Origin of the sequence: Thermoactinomyces daqus (genome assembly GCF_000763315.1) — a bacterium.
GTDB lineage: Bacteria > Bacillota > Bacilli > Thermoactinomycetales > Thermoactinomycetaceae > Thermoactinomyces_A > Thermoactinomyces_A daqus.
In genome coordinates this window covers 60,235-77,798 of the sequence record NZ_JPST01000003.1, presented here as the reverse complement: position 1 = coordinate 77,798, position 17,564 = coordinate 60,235, and the positions used below count along the sequence as shown (strand labels likewise).

The following is a 17,564-nucleotide window of genomic DNA, read 5'->3' as shown; positions in this document are numbered from 1 at the left end:
TGCTTAATTGTGCATAGGATGATAATGATCAGCATTTGTTAAGGGGGTTGTTTCATGAAGATTCATATTGTAAGACCCGGGGATACGCTTTGGGTACTCGCTCAAAAGTATAACACACCGATTGAACGGCTGCGCGAAGTGAATCCGGAATTGACTGAAGGAAATGAATTGGAACCGGGCATGAAAATACGGGTGCCGACAGGGAAATTTCTCCTCTCTTCTTCGAAAAATAAGGAAATGGAGACGAAGATCGGGGATGTCCCCGCTGAGGAAGAAAAACGGAAAACAATAAAAGCGGAAAAGGATCGTAAGCAACAGATGGATTTTTTGCCAAAACCTCCGCATATTCCGGAAATGCCGTTTTATTATCAGGGATTTTCTTCATCGTTTGATTCACCGGAATCTTCGTTTTTTGATGAAGGGGGTTACCGCAAGACCCCGGTTCCGCCAGTGAGCCCTTATCCTTATCATATATCCCATTTTTGGCCGCAGCCAGTATACGGGCCGACACCGTTTGTTTCCGCTTTTCCCTATCCCTATGGGTCAGGATATGGTTATCATGTTCCCTATTTTCCGTCTGTGTCAAACTACAGTCCCGAGGCTTATCAGCCAGATCCCTACGGTGGGCAAGAGCAGGCAACTCCGGCATTCAGCAGTCCGGTTTCAGCAAACTGGCCAGTAAAAGAAAGCTCTTCAAGCGAAGGGTAACACGGGAAGGGGAAGAAAATGAAACGACCCCGGCGGGAGTTATTGGAGCGGATATTACATACTGAGGTACGTAATATTACTCCTTATCGAAGGAATTGGTATATAGAAACGGCGCAGATGCACTGGATTGCCAAGCGTATGCACACAGGCCGCCTCCAGTGGTGGTGCAGGGTGGACAATGAATTGAGGCAACGGGGATTTCAGGCCATGTTGCCAATTTGCTCTGATGGGCAAAATTGGCTGCTCACTCCTTTTATTAAGGGAAAGTCAGGGAAATATTCACGGCTTGAAGATGTAAAAAGCATGGTTAAAATACTCGCCGCTTTCCATCAGACAGGACGGGAACTATGGACGCCTCCCCGAAAAGAGGCGGCTTTTCTTCTTTATCAGCGCGTGGCAGAACGCCTCGCGCGTTTTTATCAGGTGCTGAGGCGCGTCAACAAGGTGGAGGGGGATCTGGGAAAACTGCTGGTGAAAGTCGGAAAAGATTTCTATCTGGAAGGATTGCGTTGCTGGGAAAAGTTGGAGCGGCTACCGTTAAAAGAATTTTGCTATCAGGAATATGAAAGAAGATGTCTGGCTCATCGTGATCTGGCAAGCCATAACTGGTTAATCGGAGAAGACCGGACCATCTGGCTCATTGATTTTGAGACGGCAGATTATGATTGCCAAGCCGGTGATGTCTGGCAAATGGCCTCCCGGATGTTAACGGAAAACGACTGGAATGAAGATTGCGGCGAGATGTTTTTGAATGCATACGAATCCGTGCGTCCTCTCTCATGGCTTGAGAAAAAAATCATTGCAACTCTGTTTCAATTTCCGAATGATTTCTTTCGGGAAGTAGTGGGCTTGGCTGAAAAAAAACGTAATTTTTATACTCAACATTCCCTCCCTTATTTGGTTAAAATAATAGAACACCGGGATAAGTGGAAAGAGTTTTGCAAAGGAATCGTCTATTGGTAGTCCGTATGGGCTTATGGTATGATTTAGATTGGTTTTATTAAGCCTTGTTCTTGCCTGAGGAGGCCAAAGCATGAGAGTAGGACTTGCACAAATCAGACCACACTTGGGCCGAGTGGATATCAATGTGGAATTGCACAGGGAAATGATCCACCGGGCCCGTGAAGAACAAGTGGATCTTCTTATTTTTCCCGAGCTCAGTTTAACGGGATATAACTTGTTGGATTTGACGTATGAGATGGCGATGGATCCGTTTAGCCCGGAAATCCAAAGGCTGGCCCAGGAAGCAGGCGAAATGGATCTCGTCATCGGTTTCATCGAACACAGCCCTGAGCATATTCTTTATAATTCGGCGGCCTATCTTACCGCCGGGAATCTTCATTATTTGCATAGGAAGGTATATCTGCCTACATATGGAATGTTTGACGAAGGGCGTTACGTTGGACAAGGCCAGGTGATCCGCAGTTTCCCGACGCGGTTTGGCCAGTTTGGCATGCTGATTTGCGAGGATTTCTGGCATCTGTCCGCTCCTTATCTCCTGGCACAGGATGGAGCCCATCTGATCATCGTTCCGTCAAACTCACCCGGACAGGATCTGACCGGGCCGGAATTGAGAGCGCAGGAATCATGGTATTCCCTGCTGAAAAATTATGCCTTGCTCAGCGGCACTTACCTGTTGTTTGCCAACCGTGTCGGGACAGAAGATGGCATTACCTTCTATGGCGGATCAGCCGTCGTCGACCCGTTCGGCAAAATCGAGAAGAAGGCAGGCTTGTTCAAAGAAGCATTGCTTGTGGTTGACATCGACATGGAAAAAGTGAAAAAGGCCCGATTCCAAATGCCGCTGCTGCGGGATGAAAATTTGGATCTCACCATTCGCGAATTGAATCGGATCAAGCGTAAACGGACAGGGGAGGGAACATGGTAATGCAGATGATCGAAGAAATGCTGGAACAAGCGCCGTATTTGCGGCTGAATGAAGAACTGGCCACGACCCTCCTGACGACCGCTTTGCGCGAAGAGGTGAACAAAGCCGGTTTTAACAAGGTGATTATCGGATTGTCCGGCGGGATTGATTCAGCTCTGTCTCTGTATCTGGCTGTGAAGGCGTTCGGGCCGGAAAATGTCGTGGCGGTGCGGATGCCGTACAAAACGAGCAGCCCGGCCAGCCTCGAAGATGCTCAGGCGGCGATTGATGGAACCGGGGTGGAGTCGATCACGATTGATATCACGCCGCAAATCGATGCCTATTTTGAGCAGTTTCCCGAAGCGACACCGTTGAGACGCGGAAACAAGATGGCACGTGAACGCATGACCATTCTGTATGATTTGTCGGCGGCGTACGATGCCCTGGTTGTTGGGACGAGCAACCGCACGGAGATTTTGCTCGGCTACGGAACACAATACGGGGATACTGCTTCTGCGATCAACCCGATCGGCGATTTGTATAAAACGCAGGTACGTCAACTGTCGGCGTATCTGAACGTGCCCGAGCAAATTATTACCAAAGCCCCGAGCGCTGACCTGTGGGAGGCCCAAACTGACGAAAGCGAACTGGGATTCAGCTATTTCGATGTCGACCGGTTGCTCTATTTCATGATTGATCAGCGTTATACGCTTGATCAGCTGCGTGCGCTCGGTTTTGAAGATGATTTTATTGAACGGGTGAGCAAACGGATCATCCGCAATCAATACAAACGGACCATGCCGATCATTTTGAAAACAGGTACGCGGACCGTGGGAATGGATTTCCGCTATTTGCGCGATTGGGGCTTATGACAGAAGGGAGAGTCGTTTGGTAAAATGGCAGGTCATTCCAAGTGGAAAAATATCCAGCACCGAAAAGGGCGTCAGGATGCGCTTCGTGGAAAGATTTTCGCCAAATTGTCACGGGAAATTTATGTTGCTGCTCGCGCCGGGGATAAAGATCCCGCGAACAATCATCAGTTGCGTTTGGCCATTGCCAAGGCGAGGGCACAAAACATGCCGAGCGACAACATTGAACGGGCCATCAAAAAAGCTGCGGGTGCAGGAGAAGGCCGGGACTTTGAAGCAATCACTTACGAGGGCTACGGCCCCGGCGGTACTGCGATTATGGTCGAAGCGTTGACGGACAATCGCAACCGCACGGCCGCCGACATCCGCCATATTTTTTCCAAACGCGGCGGAAATATGGGAGAATCGGGCTGTGTTGCCTGGATGTTTGAACGGAAGGGGATATTGGTCATCGAACGCGACTCGACGGATCTGGATGAAGAAGAGATCATGATGTTGGCAATCGAGAGCGGGGCAGATGATTTTGAAGCGAATCCGCAAACTTATGAAATTATCACTTCCCCGGAATCCTTTGAAGAGGTAAAACAGGCTCTGGAAGCTGAAAATCTCACCTTCTCCACCGCTGAAGTCACATTCGTCCCCTCCAATAAGGTGGAGCTTCACGGCGAAGTGATCAAAGATGTGATCGGCTTGATCGAAGCGCTGGAAGACCATGACGATGTGCAAAACGTTTATGCCAACATCGAAGTGGATGAAGACGAGTTGGCCAAGTATGCGGACTAAAAAAAGCGGACAGAGGAAGATCTCCCTCAGATCTTGCGGGTTTGAGGGAGGTTTTTTAGTATGAAAGCATGCTGTTGACCGGATTGAGTCTGAGATAAGAAAAGAATATTTGTCAGATACAGGAGGAAGAGATTGTTTTTTCTGAATGATATGATATCATTTTGCGTAGTGGCAACCCGATGGCGAGGAGGAAGCACATGGGATTGGCAACCGAATACCTTGCAGTTGTGATCAAGCAATTTCGCATAATGAAGCAAACCGGTGAAAGTGCGATGGCGCAATGCAGTTTCGCTGATCTCCAAAAAAAGATCGGGTTGGAAAGCAACAGCATTGCCGTCATCGTGAAGCATTTACATGGAAATATGCTGTCGCGCTGGACGGATTTTTTAAGAACGGATGGGGAAAAACCATGGCGCAACCGCGATGAGGAATTCACGGATGGATATCAAAGCTTGGAAGCGATGATGGCTGATTGGGACAAAGGCTGGGAAACCGTCTTTGACGCACTCACTTCGCTGACGGAAGAAGATCTGGCAAAAACGGTGACCATTCGTGGTGAAAAACACAGTGTGATCCAGGCGATCGAGCGTCAGATGTACCACTATTCCTATCATATCGGGCAAATCGTTTTTATCGCCAAAGCCCTGAAAGATCGGGATTGGGCCAGCTTGACGATTCCCAAGGGAAAATCAGAGGAATTTAACCGGCAAAAACAAAAAGAGGCGCGGGATTGATGCGCCGTCCGTTTGAAAACAAAGGATTGTTGGAGGACGCGCATATCATTTGCGGTTCGGGCTGCGCAACGCCGATTTTCAGCGGTCAACATCTGTAAAAACATTCCTGTTTTCATTTTTGCATATCCTTGTTCCTTTTGCCCCCATTCTGTAATAGGGGTGGGTTGAAGGCTTGCTGATGCAAACCGGCTGCCCCTGCTTTTCCCGATTACTGCGTTTCATCACATTGATTCATGACATGCCAGGAGAGTGAACCAATGTTTAAAGAGATATTAGCCAGCATGAAAATCGGCTCGGCCAAAGTAAATGCCGTTCTGGACAAAACCACCTTTCGCCAGGAGGAGGAGATTGAAGGCCTGATCGAGATCGAAGGGGGCGATGTCGAACAAGAGATCAAGGAGATCAATCTGCAGCTGTTGGTCGATATTGTGGGTGACCAGCATTTTCCTTTCATCTGGCAGGAGCAAAAAATCAATCCGATCGGCGTGATTGCCCCATATGAAAAAAGATCCATCCCGTTTGCTTTTGCACTGGCCGAAAATGTGCCAATCACTACGCCAAACTACAAAATTTTATTGCGTACCGAATTGGCCATCGATTATGCCATCGACCCGAAAGATCGCGATGTTATCGCAGTGGAAGCGCATCCCTTTTTGAATTTGGCCATCGAATCGCTGAAGCGCCTCGATCTGGATCTGAGCTATGTCGGACATACGACTGAATTTGCCGGCGACAAAGTGCGCGGCTGTCCCTTCCATCAGGAGTTTGTCTTTTCGCTGCCGTCGCAATATGATTACCTGTCCGATGTGCGGCTGGTCAACTTTGGAGGAGGCATAATGGCATTGGAATTACATAAGCAAAAAGATGAAGAAAATCATGCGGTCGATGATCGTAGAAGGGTTAACTTCACCGTGGATGAAGAGGATTTGCAGGATAACGGAGCCCGATTGACTGCGTTCTTCCAAAAACAGTTGGAGCAAAAATAAGGCGGCGTGAGGGGAAGAATGTCCTTCTCCTGCTTTTTTAATCCCGTCATGTTCCCATGCGCTGGCGCATATGATCCTGAATAGGTGTAACAGGAACAGGAGAGACGGGTTATGGGCAGGTTGATCAAAAACTTTCAGTTGGAAAAAGCCCTGCAGGAGGTATTGGAGATCCAGGAAGGAAAAGGGGACTGGGAAGAGTGGGAGAAACGATGGTCCGATGAGGTTAGAGAGAAAGCGGAAAAAGAGATGAAAATCTTTGCCCTGCTCGGTTGGTTAAAACGCTGATCCTGGGTCTTCACTTGTGAAGCGGGTGACCTTACATTTGGAGGTCACCCGTTTTTTTTGAGATTCTTCCCCGCTTTTCTTTTTAAAAAACTGAATGACGAGGCAGGAAGTTCGGACAAAATCATCCCGGCCAAAATAAACAGACACCCGAGGAAGGAGCGTCCGGTCAATGCGATTCCGTTCCAGAAGTAATCTCCCAACGCCGCAAAGACGGGTTCCAGGGAGAAGATGAGCGCTACTTTTGTCGGACTCGTTTGTTTTTGTACATGAGTTTGGGCGATAAAGGCGAGTGAAGTGCAAAACAAAGAGGTAACCACAAGCGCAATGATCACCCCTGGCGTGAACAGGTGCCCGAGCCCTGCGAAAATGGTCCGCCGCTCAGTGAACAGTGCGCAAATTCCGCTTAGCACGGCCACCGTGGCCAGTTGGATCGTGACCAGGTGCATCATCGAAGTGGAATTTGTATATTTCCCGGTATAAATAATTTGCAAAGCGAAAAAAATAGCACAGAGAAAGGCGAGCACATCTCCGTAGTTAACAGAACTGAAATCAGTAAAGGCGAGGAGATACAAGCCGCAAAGAGCAAGCAATGCTCCAATGGCGGACGAAAATTTCATTTTTTCTCTCAGAATGAAAAGGGCAAAAACCGGAACCAGAGCCACGGAAGTGCCAGTGAGAAATCCCGATTTGCCTGAAGTGGTATAGAGCAGGCTGAAGGTTTGCAAGGCGTAGCCCAAAAACAGAAACAAGCCCAACAGGGCTCCGGCAGTCCAATTTCGTTTACGGTCGCTTTTTGATAAATTTTCCGGTTTTCGACAAAGCAGGTAGATGAAAAGAAAAAAGGCCGCCAAGGCAAAGCGGATCATCAAGAAATGAAACGGAGGAAGGGTGGCAATTGCATCTTGCACCAGCACAAAGGTAATTCCCCAGACAAAGGCAATCCCTGTCAACGTTAAATCGGCAACCCAGCGTTTTTGCATGGTTTTCTCTCCTTTCGATTCCATTTTCCCGGAAAGATCCGCTTCATTCAAGAAACTTTTTCCGGGATTTTGCCCTGTGTTGGGGATGAATGGAATTTCCTTTTTGAGGAAAACATTTAAAAAAAGGCTTTTTTGGACAGATTTAAGGGTTTTAAGGATATTTTTTAACAATTATTCGTGTTATTATATACTCATAAATCCAATAAAAATACTATGATTTATGGTGGCCGGAAAGGTGTTTTTCATGTTGCAGCTCATGGATCATGCGATTGCAGATCGCCTTCGTTTTTTCTATTCATTTCTCCGTTCTCCAAGAACAGTTGGAAGCGTCACTCCCAGTTCCCGATTTTTGGCCCGGGCGATGTTAAAGGAAGTCGATTGGGCCCGCACGGAGATAGTGGTGGAATTGGGAGCGGGAACAGGGGTTTTTACTGAAGGCATAAAAAAATTGGCCCGATCAGGCGCCAAAAAGATGATTTTTGAAAAAGATCTCCATTTGCGTGAACGATTAATCCGTCGTTTTCCGGATTTTATCATTGGTGACAACGCCTGTGAACTGATTCCGTCGTTGGCGGATAACGGGATTGAACCCGGGCAGGTGGACGTAATTCTGTCGGGATTGCCTTTTGCTGTTTTGCCGCAGCCATTGCGGGACCAGATTTTGACGGGTGTGTACCGGGCCTTAAAACCGGATGGCATCTTTATCACATTCCAATATTCGTTGCAGATGAGAAAACAATTGCTGGATCGTTTCCATACGGTGGATCTGTCCTTTGTCCCCTTCAATCTTCCGCCAGCCTTTGTCTACCATTGCCGGAAAAAGGGTTGACAACAGGTTTATCCTGAGGCTTTCGACCAAAAAGAAAGCCTTTTTTATTTGTTGTTAAAAGAATGCTGCAACAGACCGGATCATTAGGAAATAAAAATAGTGCTGTCGAAAAGAAACGGATGTGTTAGAATAAACCCGTATATGAAAGGAATTTGTTATCATAGAAGGGATTTTGTCTCTTTTAAAGTGCGTGACTAGCCGCACTTTCTTTTTCTTTGGGAGTGGTTTACAACATGACCGGTTTTAAGAGAGTGGCAGGGGTAACGGGGGCTATGCTCGCCATGGTTTTGTTTGTGTCGGCTTGTGCCAAGAAGGAGAGTTCCCTGCCGAAAGACCGCGGACCATCTGAAGTTTCGCGGAAGTCTTCGCAAGAGGCGGGTCAGATGGCAGAGGAAAGCCGGCAAAATCAAGCGAAGGGATTTCCGCCGCCCGAACATCAGGTAAGTGAGGCACAACCGGCCGTCGCCAAACCCGAGGAGGCGATGACCAAAGATCAGATGGCGGAATTGGATCGGATCAAAGAAAAGACCATGGTTTTTAAAGGCCCGAAATTCAAAAAACAGATTGCCCTGACTTTTGATGACGGACCGGATCGGGAATTTACACCGCAAATCTTGAAGATTCTTAAACAGAAGCAGGTTCCGGCCACATTTTTTGTCGTCGGGAATATGGTGAAGAAATATCCGGATATGTTGAGGGAAATCGATCGCGACGGGCACACGATCGGGAATCATTCTTTTAATCATCCCCAATTGACGAAGTTAAAACACCCGGAAACCGACAGGCAAATCGGCCAAACCAATCAGTTGATTTATCAAACGATCCATAAATCGCCATTATTGTTGCGCCCGCCTTACGGAGCCATTAATGATCAGCTGGAACAGCACTTCGGGCAGAAAAACTTTAAAATTATCCAGTGGAGTGTTGATACGCGCGATTGGGCCGGACAGTCTCCGGAGCAAATCATGGCCACCGTGAAACGGGAAGCGGACCCTGGCGGAATCATCCTGCAGCATTGCGCCGGGGGCAAGCAGCTGCAATCCACGGTTCAGGTGCTTCCCGGTTTGATCGATTACTTTCGGGGGCAGGGATATGAATTTGTGACAGTGGACAAATTGTTGAATATCCCTGCTTATGAAGAGTATACGAACAAGGTGAGTCAATGAGAACGACAAGTGAACATAAGAGAAATGGTTTGGTTCGCCAAAAGAGCGCCTGCCATTTCGAAGCGAATGATCGGAACATACCGGGCAGATGCGGACGGCAGGAGAGTGATCTTCTGCCGTCCGCTTTTTTTCCGTCAAAGCGCGTTGCTGGCCGGCTTTTGATCTGCCAAGGTTCTTAAGTCGGCCAGTGGTGGCCGGTCGAAATCAATAAACGATCGGGTCCGATCTTCAGTCCGGCCGATGCTTTGCCCGGCTTTATTCCATTTCATCCCCCGGCGCTCCCTGTTTTATGGTATAATCGTCCGAAGAGAATGAGTGTTCGCTTCAGGAGAGGGGAGAAACATGCGTATAATGGGGATCGACCCGGGGATTGCCATCGTCGGCTTCGGTATTCTCGATCAGAAGGGAAATCAGTTAAAACCGGTCGAATACGGAAGCATTCAAACAGAGGCGGGTTTAAGCACTGCCACACGGCTGAAGCAGATTTACGACGCCTGTACGAAGTTGTTTGCGGAGCATCGTCCTGACGTGGTGGCCATTGAAAAGCTGTTTTTCAACCGGAATGTCACCACCGCTTTTACAGTCGGCCAGGCGCGCGGGGTGATGATGCTGGCCGCGGAAGAAGCGAACATCCCGATTACCGAGTACACGCCGCTTCAGGTGAAAATGGCTGTCGTTGGCTACGGCCAGGCCGAGAAAAAGCAAGTGCAGGAAATGGTGAAGGTGCTGCTTGGACTTCCAAGAGTGCCGAAACCGGATGATGTGGCGGATGCATTGGCCATTGCCATCTGCGAAGCCCATTCGTCGTCTGTTATACATAAATGGAGCAAATGGGGAGCGAAACGATGATTGAGTTTGTCAAAGGAACGGTCGAATACCGGGAATCGGATTATGTCGCTATCAACGTGAACGGCCTGGGTTATCAGGTGTTTGTGCCCAACCCTTTCCGGTTTGAGGAAGGGGAGGAGGTTTATTTGTCGACGCATTTTGTCGTGCGTGAAGATGCCCAGTTGCTATACGGTTTTCCAACGCGAAGCGAGCGGGATTTGTTCCGGCTGTTGCTGGAAGTGTCAGGCGTGGGCCCCAAGGCTGCGCTGGCGATGTTATCGGGGATGACACCGAAACAATTGATCAGCGCCATTCAACTGGAGGATCTTAAAACATTGACGAAGCTGCCCGGTGTCGGCAAAAAAACGGCGCAACGCCTGATATTGGACCTGAAGGATAAACTGAAAAAGCTGGCTTGGGGGTATTCCGAAAGTACACTGCCCCTGCAAGAAAACAGTGAACCACCAAGTGACTTCAGCGCCCGTCGCGATGTGATTGCCGCCTTGTTGGCTCTCGGCTATAATGAGGAAGAAGCGGATTGGGCAGCGCAAGAAGCAGAAAAATCAGCGGAGTCAAGCCTGAGCACCGAAGAGTGGATTAAAAAAGCACTGCAGTTGATGATGAAAAAATGAGGAGGGTGAGACATGGAGGAACGGATCATCTCCGCGAAGATGACGGGTGAAGATGAGATGGTCGAATACAGCCTGCGCCCTCGTTATTTCAGCGAATACATAGGACAGTCCCGGGTGAAGGAAAATTTGAAGATCTATATTGAAGCAGCGAAAATGCGCGGGGAAGCCCTCGATCATGTGCTTTTATACGGCCCGCCCGGACTGGGGAAGACCACGTTGTCCAATATTATCGCCAATGAATTGGGCGTGTCCATTCGCATCACCTCGGGGCCCGCAATTGAACGGCCGGGGGATTTGGCGGCGATCCTGACCAATTTGGGTCCCCATGATCTGTTGTTTATCGATGAAATCCACCGGTTAAACCGGTCCGTGGAGGAAGTGTTATATGCGGCCATGGAGGATTTTGCCCTGGATATCATGATCGGCAAGGGACCGAGTGCACGCTCCGTCCGTCTGGATTTGCCGCCGTTTACGCTCGTCGGGGCGACCACGCGCGCCGGTTCGCTATCTTCTCCGTTGCGAGACCGGTTTGGAGTCGTCGCCCGATTGGAATACTATACGATAGATGAGCTGACGCTGATTGTGGAACGGGCAGCAGATCTGTTACAAGTAAAGATCATGGAAGACGGAGCGGTGGAAATCGCTTCCCGGGCTAGGGGGACACCGCGCATTGCCAACCGGCTGCTCAAGCGGGTGCGCGATTTTGTGCAGGTGGCCGGTGACGGAGTCATTACCGGTGACAGCGCCCGTGATGCTCTTGACCGGATTCAGGTTGACCGGATGGGGCTTGACCATGTGGACCATCGCCTGTTGATGTCCATCATTGAAAAGTTTCGCGGCGGCCCTGTCGGTCTGGATACGTTGGCGGCGACCATCGGAGAAGAAGCGCACACGATTGAAGATGTGTACGAGCCTTATCTGATGCAGATCGGCTTTTTGCAGCGAACGCCGCGCGGGCGGATGGTAACAGAGCGTTGCCTGAAGCATTTTGGAATGGAGTGGCCAAAATGAATTCGGTGGCAAAAATGTTGATGCTGGCCGGCGTTATTTTGTTTTTGCTCGGTCTTCTCTGGCAGACCGGAGGCAAATTTTTTCCGTTGGGCCGCTTGCCAGGCGATATTGTGATTGAAAAGGAAAATGTGAAATTTTACTTTCCGATTGTCACTTGTATCGTCATCAGTGTGATCTTAACGTTGATCAGCTATTTTTTTCGCCTGTTTCGCTAAGCAAACGGGCGATTTCTTTTTGAGGCTCGGAAGGATGGGGATTTGACATGGATGTATCAATGTATGACTTTAAACTGCCGAAAGAAATGATTGCCCAAAAGCCTGCTCCCGAACGCACCGGCTCCCGCCTGATGGTAGTCAACCGGGCGACGGGAACATGGACGCATGCCCGTTTTCCCGATATCATCAACTATTTGCATCCTGGCGATGTTTTGGTGTTAAACGACAGCCGGGTGCGTCCCTCCCGCCTGATCGGGGAAAAAGAGGAGACCGGAGCCAAAATCGAATTGCTTCTTTTAAAACCGTTGGGGAATGACCGGTGGGAAGCATTGGTTCGGCCGAGCAAACGGGTGAAAGAAGGGACCCGGATCCGTTTTGGAAACGGCCGGTTGCAGGCCATCGCCGAAGAACAGACGGAAGTGGCAGGCGGCCGCATTTTCCGGTTGCAATATGAGGCGGAAGATGTGGAAAAATTGTTTGAGGAATTGGGGCAAATGCCGTTGCCTCCCTATATCCACGAGCAGTTGGATGACCCGGAACGCTACCAAACGGTGTTTTCAAAAGTGGTCGGTTCAGCCGCCGCGCCGACAGCCGGGCTTCATTTTACCGAAAGCTTGTTGGATGAAATTCGTGCCATGGGGGTCAAGGTGGTCTTTATCACTCTGCACGTCGGCCTGGGAACATTCCGCCCGGTTACGGTGGAGCGCATCGAGGATCACTACATGCACGCCGAGTATTATGAGATCAGCGAGGAAGCAGCCGGGGTGATCCGGGAAGCGAAGCAGCGGGGAAACAAAGTGGTGGCGGTCGGAACCACTTCCGTCCGCACGCTCGAAACGGTGGCGCGACGATTTGACGGAGAAGTGCGTGCTGACAGCGGCTGGACGGATATTTTTATTTATCCGGGATTTACATACAAAGTTGTGGATGCGCTGTTGACCAACTTTCACCTGCCCCAGTCCACTTTGTTGATGCTTGTCAGCGCTTTTGCTTCACGCGAACTGATTCTGGCCGCTTACGAGGAGGCCGTGAAGGAGCGTTATCGTTTCTTCAGTTTTGGGGATGCCATGTTGATCATTTAGCCTGCATTCCGGGTTGAAGCAATTTTTAAAGAAGCGAACTTGTTATTTGGGATCAGTCTTTTCTATAATGGGTAGCAGGAGAATGTGAATTAAGTTAGAATGGGATTTGTAACAGGAGGAAGCATCTTGGCCGTTCGATATGAATTAATCAAAGAATGTAAGCAGTCCGGTGCCCGGCTGGGACGTTTACATACTCCGCACGGGGTGATTGATACCCCGATTTTTATGCCGGTGGGAACGTTGGCGACGGTGAAGACAATGAGCCCGGAAGAATTGAAAGAGATGGGAGCGGGCATTATTTTGAGCAATACCTATCATCTCTTTTTGCGGCCGGGGCACGAGATCGTGAAAGAAGCAGGCGGGCTGCACTCGTTTATGAACTGGGATCGTGCCATTTTGACCGACAGCGGCGGTTTCCAAGTGTTCAGCCTGAGCAAATTGCGCGATATCACCGAAGAAGGCGTCACGTTCCGATCACACTTAAACGGCGAGAAACTGTTTATCGGGCCGGAAAAAGCAATGGAGATTCAAAATGCATTGGGTGCCGATATCATTATGGCATTTGACGAGTGTCCGCCTTATCCGGCCGACAGGGAGTACGTGAAAGCTTCGACCGAGCGGACTTACCGCTGGTTGAAACGCTGCATCAAGGCCCATCGCCGACCGGAGGAGCAAGCGCTGTTCGGGATCATCCAAGGGGGAATGCATCAGGATTTGCGCAAAGAGAGCGCACAGCAGCTGGCCGAACTCGATTTGCCCGGTTACGCGGTCGGTGGTCTTAGCGTAGGGGAGTCCAAGGAATTAATGTATGAAGTGCTGTCTTATACCACGCCGCTCATGCCAAAGGATAAACCGCGTTACCTGATGGGAGTCGGTTCTCCTGACGCGCTGATTCAGGGAGCTGTTTATGGAATTGACATGTTCGACTGCGTTTTGCCAACGCGAATTGCCCGCAACGGGACGGCGATGACCAGTCAGGGACGAGTCGTTGTGCGCAATGCCAAATATGCTCGCGATTTTACCCCGCTTGATCCCGAATGCGATTGCTATACCTGCCGCAACTACTCGCGCGCGTATCTACGGCATTTGATTAAAGCGGATGAGACGTTTGGACTGAGGCTTACCACCTATCACAACTTGTATTTCCTCCTGAGGCTGATGGAGAAAGTGCGACAGGCCATCAGGGAAGACCGGCTTCTCGATTTCCGTGATTCGTTTATGATGAAATATTATGGTTCACTCACTCCGGAGAGAGCCTTTTGATTCCAGCAAATGATTTGATGGAAGGAGTTTTGTAAATGAATATGCTCACTCAATTGGCCCCGCTCGTTTTGTTTCTGCTCATTTTCTATTTCCTGATCATCCGTCCCAACAACCGCCAGCGAAAAGCGAAGATGGAAATGCTGAACAATTTGCGCAAAGGGGACAAGGTGATCACGGCAGGCGGCATTCACGGCACCGTCGTGGATCTGAACGAAGAGAAAGTCACATTGAAAGTGAGCGACAATACACGCATTACCTTTGAACGTCACGCGATCGACCGTGTCACCAATGTCGAGGAGAAGCAGGAAACAAAGAAAGCGGAGGCAAAACCGCAAGAAGTGAAAGAAAGTTAAGCGTGAAAGAAAAAGCTCCGGCCCAAAACTGGGTCAGGAGCTTTTGCTGTTATTTACCCCCAAAATTCCCCCGAGCGAACTGAGGCCGATTGCGAAGGCGCTGAACATAAAAGGATGAAACGTTGTCAGGGAATCAAAGGCGAGAAATCCGATCAACAAAAGGATGGCTACATAGATGATGCCTTGGGCAGCGCCATAGTACAGCCCTCTTTTTCCCGACTTTTTGCCGGCGACAAAACCTCCGGCAAATAAGGCCAGCCCGTTTAATATGTAAGAGAGTATGGGGATGTCAGCGGATTCGAGCGAAGAGTAGCGCAAAAAGATGGCGACGATAAAGGAACCGATAAAGATGATGCCCCAAATGAACAATTGTCCGATAATCCACGGGGATTGCCACCCTTTTTTGGCGGAATCGAACCAGGCTTCTTTCATACAAGTTCACCTGCCGTCACTGTGGGTCCGGCCCTTTTGTGCCGAGAATTCCACGCAGCAGGCTGCACCTCCTTTTCCGCGAAAAGATCTTCCGCACTGGTACATGTTATGAAGGCTTGGATTAAAATATCACCTTTTGCGTCATTCATAAAACGGTTTTCGTTGGTGAAACCTATGGGGGAAAGGAGGTGCCGGGGTGATTGGTTCTATATTGCTGAGAACGGTTTTTATCTATCTGTTTCTTCTCATTATCATGCGTTTAATGGGGAAACGGGAAATCGGAAAATTAACCATTATCGATTTGATTGTTTCCTTCATGATTGCCGATATTTCAGCCATGGCGATTGAGCGATCCCATGAACCGCTGATCAATGGCATGATTGCCATCGTCACCTTGGCCGCTTTGCAAATCGTTCTTTCCTATTTGTCGCTCAAGAGCAGGAAAGTGAGACAGCTCGTTGACGGGAAGCCGCTCGTCCTGGTGAAAAACGGGAAAATCCTGGATGCCGAGATGGCCAAAGCCCGTTATAACATTGATGATTTGTTATTGCAGTTGCGTGAAAAGAATATCGCGGATGTTTCAGATGTAGAGTTTGCAATATTGGAAACTACAGGAAGATTAAGCGTTTTCCCCCGGGAGGAAAAGCGGCCGGTGATGAAGGAAGATGTTCTTCCGTTACTGCGGCCGTTTCAAATGCCGATCACATTGATTTTGGACGGAAAAGTGCAGGAACAGGGGCTCAGACAGATCGGGAAAACGCGGTTTTGGCTGAAAAACGAGATTCAAAAACAAGGGTACAGGGATTTTAAAGAAATCTATTATGCCAGCATCAACTATGAAGGGAAATTATTCATTGATGGAAAAGATAATCAAACCAGATAAAAAACGGGCGGTCATGAAAAACCGGCCCGTTTTGCTTATTGTGGCAGCAGGAACGCCATCCATTTTCCGATGACGGGAATCCGAAGCACATCTTCTTTGCGAATGAGGGATAAAAAGATTAAGCAGCAGAGGTAAACTCCCATGCTCATAGCCATGATGAGCAAAGTGCTTGAAAGCAAGGACATTTGCTTGGTTAATGCCATTCCCTGATAGGCGGCGAAACCCGTCACCACGACGGCCAGAATGAGTTTTCCGTACTCTTTGACGCGGATGCTGAAAGGGATGAGCCGGACGATATCAATAAAATGAAGAGAAGTCACAATCACGATGCCGCAGTTGATCGCCAGTGCCACTCCGTCGATCCCGAGTTCAGGTCTGGAAGCCAGCAATAAGATGAGAACGGTTTTGATCAAGGCCCCGATAATCGAGTTTCGCATGGGTAAGTTCGCCCGGTCCAATCCTTGCAGAACGGAGGCGAACGGGCCTTGCAAGGCGTGAATGATGGTAAAGGGGGCCATGATTTGAATCAGACGGGCGACATCGGCTTGACGAAAGAGTAAAACAGATAAGGGTTCGGCCAAGAGAAACAAGAGAAGGGCGCAGGGAGCCGTCACAATTAAGGAGAGCCGGATCGCCTGTTGCAGCCGGTGTTCCACCAGACGTTGATTGTTTTGCGCCTCTGCTTCACTGATCGCCGGAACGAGTGAAACGGACAAGGCATAAGTGATAAACGCCGGAAAAAAGGTAATCGGAATGGCCATTCCTTCCAGTTGTCCATAGAGAGCAGTCGCCGTGGCGGTTACATATCCGGCCAAAGCCAAACTCTGGGAGACGACAATCGGCTCAATGGCATAAGAAAACGAACCAACAAGGCGGCTGGCCGTGACGGGAATGGCCAAGCGCAAGAGAGCGCGAACAGTCCGGCCAAAAGCACTGAGATAAGAGCCCTTTTTCCCACGTGTGCTGACCGAAGGCTGTCTGGAAAAGATCAGGCGCAACCGGGGGCGCGTCGGATCTTTCTTAAACGAGTAAAGAAGATAAACCATACCGGTAAACTCTCCGATCACCATCCCGATCATCGCACCGGCTGCGGCGAATTCGATTCCGTAGGGAAGCAGATATTTTGCCAGCAGGAGCACAGTGAAAATCCGAACCGATTGCTCCACGATGGTGGAAAAAGCATAAGGGCTCATATTTTGCCTGCCCTGAAAATACCCGCGAAATATGGACGAGACGGCGATGATCGGGATAATCGGCGCGATGCCCAGGAGCGCATAGATGGCCCGCTCATCCGTGAGCAATGTTTTGGCGATCCATGGGGCGCCCAGCAGGACAGAAGCGGTGATCACGGTACTGGTGATGATCACAATAAAGACCGATACGATTAAAATGGAGCGAATCCGTTCTTCTTCCCCTTTGGCTTCCGCTTCGGAAACCAGTTTAGAAATGGCCACGGGCAATCCTGCGGTGGTGACGACGATGGTAAAGACCAGAATCGGAAAGGCCATTTGAAACAGTCCCATTCCTTCGTCACCGATGATCCGGGAAAGAGCGATCCGGTAGACGAACCCGAGAACTTTGGTTATCAGACCTGCTCCGACGAGAATGAGTGTACCGCGTAGGAAACCCTTGTTCACCCTTCTGGCCCCTCCTTCACA

Annotated in this window: 22 protein-coding genes; 18 read left to right on the top strand and 4 right to left on the bottom strand. The window is 49.5% G+C overall.

Annotated elements, in window-relative coordinates:
• Positions 1-54 precede the first annotated feature (54 nt).
• From JG50_RS0100815 to JG50_RS19875, 8 genes are all read left to right on the top strand, one after another.
• Positions 55-708 (top strand): LysM peptidoglycan-binding domain-containing protein, encoded by a 654-nt coding sequence (locus tag JG50_RS0100815; protein WP_033099205.1) that lies wholly within the window; start codon positions 55-57, stop codon positions 706-708.
• An 18-nt stretch (positions 709-726) separates the two neighbouring features.
• Positions 727-1,671 carry a phosphotransferase gene (locus JG50_RS0100810; RefSeq protein WP_081943631.1) on the top strand — a complete coding sequence of 315 codons (945 nt, stop codon included), beginning with the start codon at positions 727-729 and terminating at the stop codon, positions 1,669-1,671.
• Positions 1,672-1,741: 70 nt separating this feature from the next.
• Entirely contained in the window at positions 1,742-2,596 is an 855-nt protein-coding gene (locus tag JG50_RS0100805) for a nitrilase-related carbon-nitrogen hydrolase (protein WP_033099203.1), read from the top strand.
• Entirely contained in the window at positions 2,596-3,447 is an 852-nt protein-coding gene (locus JG50_RS0100800) for an NAD+ synthase (RefSeq protein WP_081943630.1), read from the top strand. Before JG50_RS0100805 ends, JG50_RS0100800 begins: the two co-directional genes overlap by 1 nt.
• A 24-nt stretch (positions 3,448-3,471) precedes the next feature.
• Positions 3,472-4,227: a YebC/PmpR family DNA-binding transcriptional regulator gene (locus tag JG50_RS0100795; protein WP_033099202.1), complete on the top strand. Its 756-nt coding sequence runs from the start codon at positions 3,472-3,474 to the stop codon at positions 4,225-4,227.
• Positions 4,228-4,424: 197 nt separating this feature from the next.
• The gene (locus JG50_RS0100790) at positions 4,425-4,961 is read left to right on the top strand and encodes a DUF1572 family protein (protein WP_033099201.1); all 537 of its coding nucleotides are present in this window, start codon (positions 4,425-4,427) and stop codon (positions 4,959-4,961) included.
• 257 nt (positions 4,962-5,218) lie between these two features.
• Positions 5,219-5,947 carry a sporulation protein gene (locus JG50_RS0100785; RefSeq protein WP_033099200.1) on the top strand — a complete coding sequence of 243 codons (729 nt, stop codon included), beginning with the start codon at positions 5,219-5,221 and terminating at the stop codon, positions 5,945-5,947.
• 111 nt (positions 5,948-6,058) lie between these two features.
• On the top strand, positions 6,059-6,232 hold the full coding sequence (locus tag JG50_RS19875) for a hypothetical protein (protein WP_160173775.1): 174 nt from the start codon (positions 6,059-6,061) through the stop codon (positions 6,230-6,232).
• Between the two features lie 44 nt (positions 6,233-6,276).
• Here the strand turns inward: JG50_RS19875 and JG50_RS0100780 are convergent, their stop codons facing one another.
• The gene (locus JG50_RS0100780; protein WP_033099353.1) at positions 6,277-7,212 is read right to left on the bottom strand and encodes a DMT family transporter; all 936 of its coding nucleotides are present in this window, start codon (positions 7,210-7,212) and stop codon (positions 6,277-6,279) included.
• A gap of 244 nt (positions 7,213-7,456) precedes the next feature.
• Here JG50_RS0100780 and JG50_RS0100775 point away from each other — a divergent pair, with 244 nt between their 5' ends.
• On the top strand, positions 7,457-8,041 hold the full coding sequence (locus JG50_RS0100775; protein ID WP_033099352.1) for a class I SAM-dependent methyltransferase: 585 nt from the start codon (positions 7,457-7,459) through the stop codon (positions 8,039-8,041).
• Positions 8,042-8,274: 233 nt separating this feature from the next.
• Entirely contained in the window at positions 8,275-9,207 is a 933-nt protein-coding gene (locus tag JG50_RS0100770; protein ID WP_232336301.1) for a polysaccharide deacetylase family protein, read from the top strand.
• A 134-nt stretch (positions 9,208-9,341) separates the two neighbouring features.
• Here the strand turns inward: JG50_RS0100770 and JG50_RS20835 are convergent, their stop codons facing one another.
• Positions 9,342-9,476, bottom strand: a complete 135-nt coding sequence (locus JG50_RS20835; RefSeq protein WP_255517781.1) for a hypothetical protein — start codon at positions 9,474-9,476, stop codon at positions 9,342-9,344.
• Positions 9,477-9,549: 73 nt separating this feature from the next.
• Here JG50_RS20835 and ruvC point away from each other — a divergent pair, with 73 nt between their 5' ends.
• The 7 genes from ruvC to yajC all read left to right on the top strand — a co-directional run bounded on the left by ruvC (position 9,550) and on the right by yajC (position 14,591).
• Positions 9,550-10,056 (top strand): crossover junction endodeoxyribonuclease RuvC, encoded by a 507-nt coding sequence (ruvC, locus tag JG50_RS0100765; protein ID WP_033099199.1) that lies wholly within the window; start codon positions 9,550-9,552, stop codon positions 10,054-10,056.
• Complete coding sequence (gene ruvA, locus JG50_RS0100760) at positions 10,053-10,667, top strand: Holliday junction branch migration protein RuvA (RefSeq protein WP_033099198.1); 615 nt, start codon at positions 10,053-10,055, stop codon at positions 10,665-10,667. Before ruvC ends, ruvA begins: the two co-directional genes overlap by 4 nt.
• 12 nt (positions 10,668-10,679) lie before the next feature.
• Entirely contained in the window at positions 10,680-11,678 is a 999-nt protein-coding gene (gene ruvB / locus JG50_RS0100755; protein ID WP_033099197.1) for a Holliday junction branch migration DNA helicase RuvB, read from the top strand.
• Positions 11,675-11,893, top strand: coding sequence for a DUF2905 domain-containing protein (locus JG50_RS0100750; RefSeq protein WP_033099196.1), 219 nt, complete (start codon positions 11,675-11,677; stop codon positions 11,891-11,893). The genes ruvB and JG50_RS0100750 overlap by 4 nt, the downstream gene beginning before the upstream one ends.
• A gap of 47 nt (positions 11,894-11,940) precedes the next feature.
• Entirely contained in the window at positions 11,941-12,975 is a 1,035-nt protein-coding gene (gene queA / locus JG50_RS0100745; protein ID WP_033099195.1) for a tRNA preQ1(34) S-adenosylmethionine ribosyltransferase-isomerase QueA, read from the top strand.
• Positions 12,976-13,074: 99 nt separating this feature from the next.
• Positions 13,075-14,238 (top strand): tRNA guanosine(34) transglycosylase Tgt, encoded by a 1,164-nt coding sequence (tgt, locus tag JG50_RS0100740; RefSeq protein WP_081943628.1) that lies wholly within the window; start codon positions 13,075-13,077, stop codon positions 14,236-14,238.
• A 35-nt stretch (positions 14,239-14,273) separates the two neighbouring features.
• Entirely contained in the window at positions 14,274-14,591 is a 318-nt protein-coding gene (gene yajC, locus JG50_RS0100735) for a preprotein translocase subunit YajC (RefSeq protein WP_033099193.1), read from the top strand.
• Positions 14,592-14,624: 33 nt separating this feature from the next.
• On the opposite strand, the gene JG50_RS0100730 is transcribed toward yajC, so the two are convergent.
• Positions 14,625-15,023, bottom strand: coding sequence for a TIGR04086 family membrane protein (locus JG50_RS0100730; protein WP_033099192.1), 399 nt, complete (start codon positions 15,021-15,023; stop codon positions 14,625-14,627).
• A gap of 196 nt (positions 15,024-15,219) precedes the next feature.
• Between JG50_RS0100730 and JG50_RS0100725 the strand changes: the two genes are divergently transcribed.
• Positions 15,220-15,906 carry a DUF421 domain-containing protein gene (locus tag JG50_RS0100725; RefSeq protein WP_033099191.1) on the top strand — a complete coding sequence of 229 codons (687 nt, stop codon included), beginning with the start codon at positions 15,220-15,222 and terminating at the stop codon, positions 15,904-15,906.
• A 35-nt stretch (positions 15,907-15,941) separates the two neighbouring features.
• On the opposite strand, the gene spoVB is transcribed toward JG50_RS0100725, so the two are convergent.
• Positions 15,942-17,543 carry a stage V sporulation protein B gene (spoVB, locus tag JG50_RS0100720; RefSeq protein ID WP_033099190.1) on the bottom strand — a complete coding sequence of 534 codons (1,602 nt, stop codon included), beginning with the start codon at positions 17,541-17,543 and terminating at the stop codon, positions 15,942-15,944.
• Positions 17,544-17,564 lie beyond the last annotated feature (21 nt).

Excerpts from the sequence above, each read along its gene's own strand:
- JG50_RS0100815 (WP_033099205.1), top strand. The coding sequence starts at position 55 with ATGAAGATTCATATTGTAAGACCCGGGGATACGCTTTGGGTACTCGCT.
- JG50_RS0100810 (WP_081943631.1), top strand. The coding sequence starts at position 727 with ATGAAACGACCCCGGCGGGAGTTATTGGAGCGGATATTACATACTGAG.
- JG50_RS0100805 (WP_033099203.1), top strand. The coding sequence starts at position 1,742 with ATGAGAGTAGGACTTGCACAAATCAGACCACACTTGGGCCGAGTGGAT.
- JG50_RS0100800 (WP_081943630.1), top strand. The coding sequence starts at position 2,596 with ATGCAGATGATCGAAGAAATGCTGGAACAAGCGCCGTATTTGCGGCTG.
- JG50_RS0100795 (WP_033099202.1), top strand. The coding sequence starts at position 3,472 with ATGGCAGGTCATTCCAAGTGGAAAAATATCCAGCACCGAAAAGGGCGT.
- JG50_RS0100790 (WP_033099201.1), top strand. The coding sequence starts at position 4,425 with ATGGGATTGGCAACCGAATACCTTGCAGTTGTGATCAAGCAATTTCGC.
- JG50_RS0100785 (WP_033099200.1), top strand. The coding sequence starts at position 5,219 with ATGTTTAAAGAGATATTAGCCAGCATGAAAATCGGCTCGGCCAAAGTA.
- JG50_RS19875 (WP_160173775.1), top strand. The coding sequence starts at position 6,059 with ATGGGCAGGTTGATCAAAAACTTTCAGTTGGAAAAAGCCCTGCAGGAG.
- JG50_RS0100780 (WP_033099353.1), bottom strand. The coding sequence starts at position 7,212 with ATGCAAAAACGCTGGGTTGCCGATTTAACGTTGACAGGGATTGCCTTT.
- JG50_RS0100775 (WP_033099352.1), top strand. The coding sequence starts at position 7,457 with ATGTTGCAGCTCATGGATCATGCGATTGCAGATCGCCTTCGTTTTTTC.
- JG50_RS0100770 (WP_232336301.1), top strand. The coding sequence starts at position 8,275 with ATGACCGGTTTTAAGAGAGTGGCAGGGGTAACGGGGGCTATGCTCGCC.
- JG50_RS20835 (WP_255517781.1), bottom strand. The coding sequence starts at position 9,476 with ATGAAATGGAATAAAGCCGGGCAAAGCATCGGCCGGACTGAAGATCGG.
- ruvC (WP_033099199.1), top strand. The coding sequence starts at position 9,550 with ATGCGTATAATGGGGATCGACCCGGGGATTGCCATCGTCGGCTTCGGT.
- ruvA (WP_033099198.1), top strand. The coding sequence starts at position 10,053 with ATGATTGAGTTTGTCAAAGGAACGGTCGAATACCGGGAATCGGATTAT.
- ruvB (WP_033099197.1), top strand. The coding sequence starts at position 10,680 with ATGGAGGAACGGATCATCTCCGCGAAGATGACGGGTGAAGATGAGATG.
- JG50_RS0100750 (WP_033099196.1), top strand. The coding sequence starts at position 11,675 with ATGAATTCGGTGGCAAAAATGTTGATGCTGGCCGGCGTTATTTTGTTT.
- queA (WP_033099195.1), top strand. The coding sequence starts at position 11,941 with ATGGATGTATCAATGTATGACTTTAAACTGCCGAAAGAAATGATTGCC.
- tgt (WP_081943628.1), top strand. The coding sequence starts at position 13,075 with ATGGGATTTGTAACAGGAGGAAGCATCTTGGCCGTTCGATATGAATTA.
- yajC (WP_033099193.1), top strand. The coding sequence starts at position 14,274 with ATGAATATGCTCACTCAATTGGCCCCGCTCGTTTTGTTTCTGCTCATT.
- JG50_RS0100730 (WP_033099192.1), bottom strand. The coding sequence starts at position 15,023 with ATGAAAGAAGCCTGGTTCGATTCCGCCAAAAAAGGGTGGCAATCCCCG.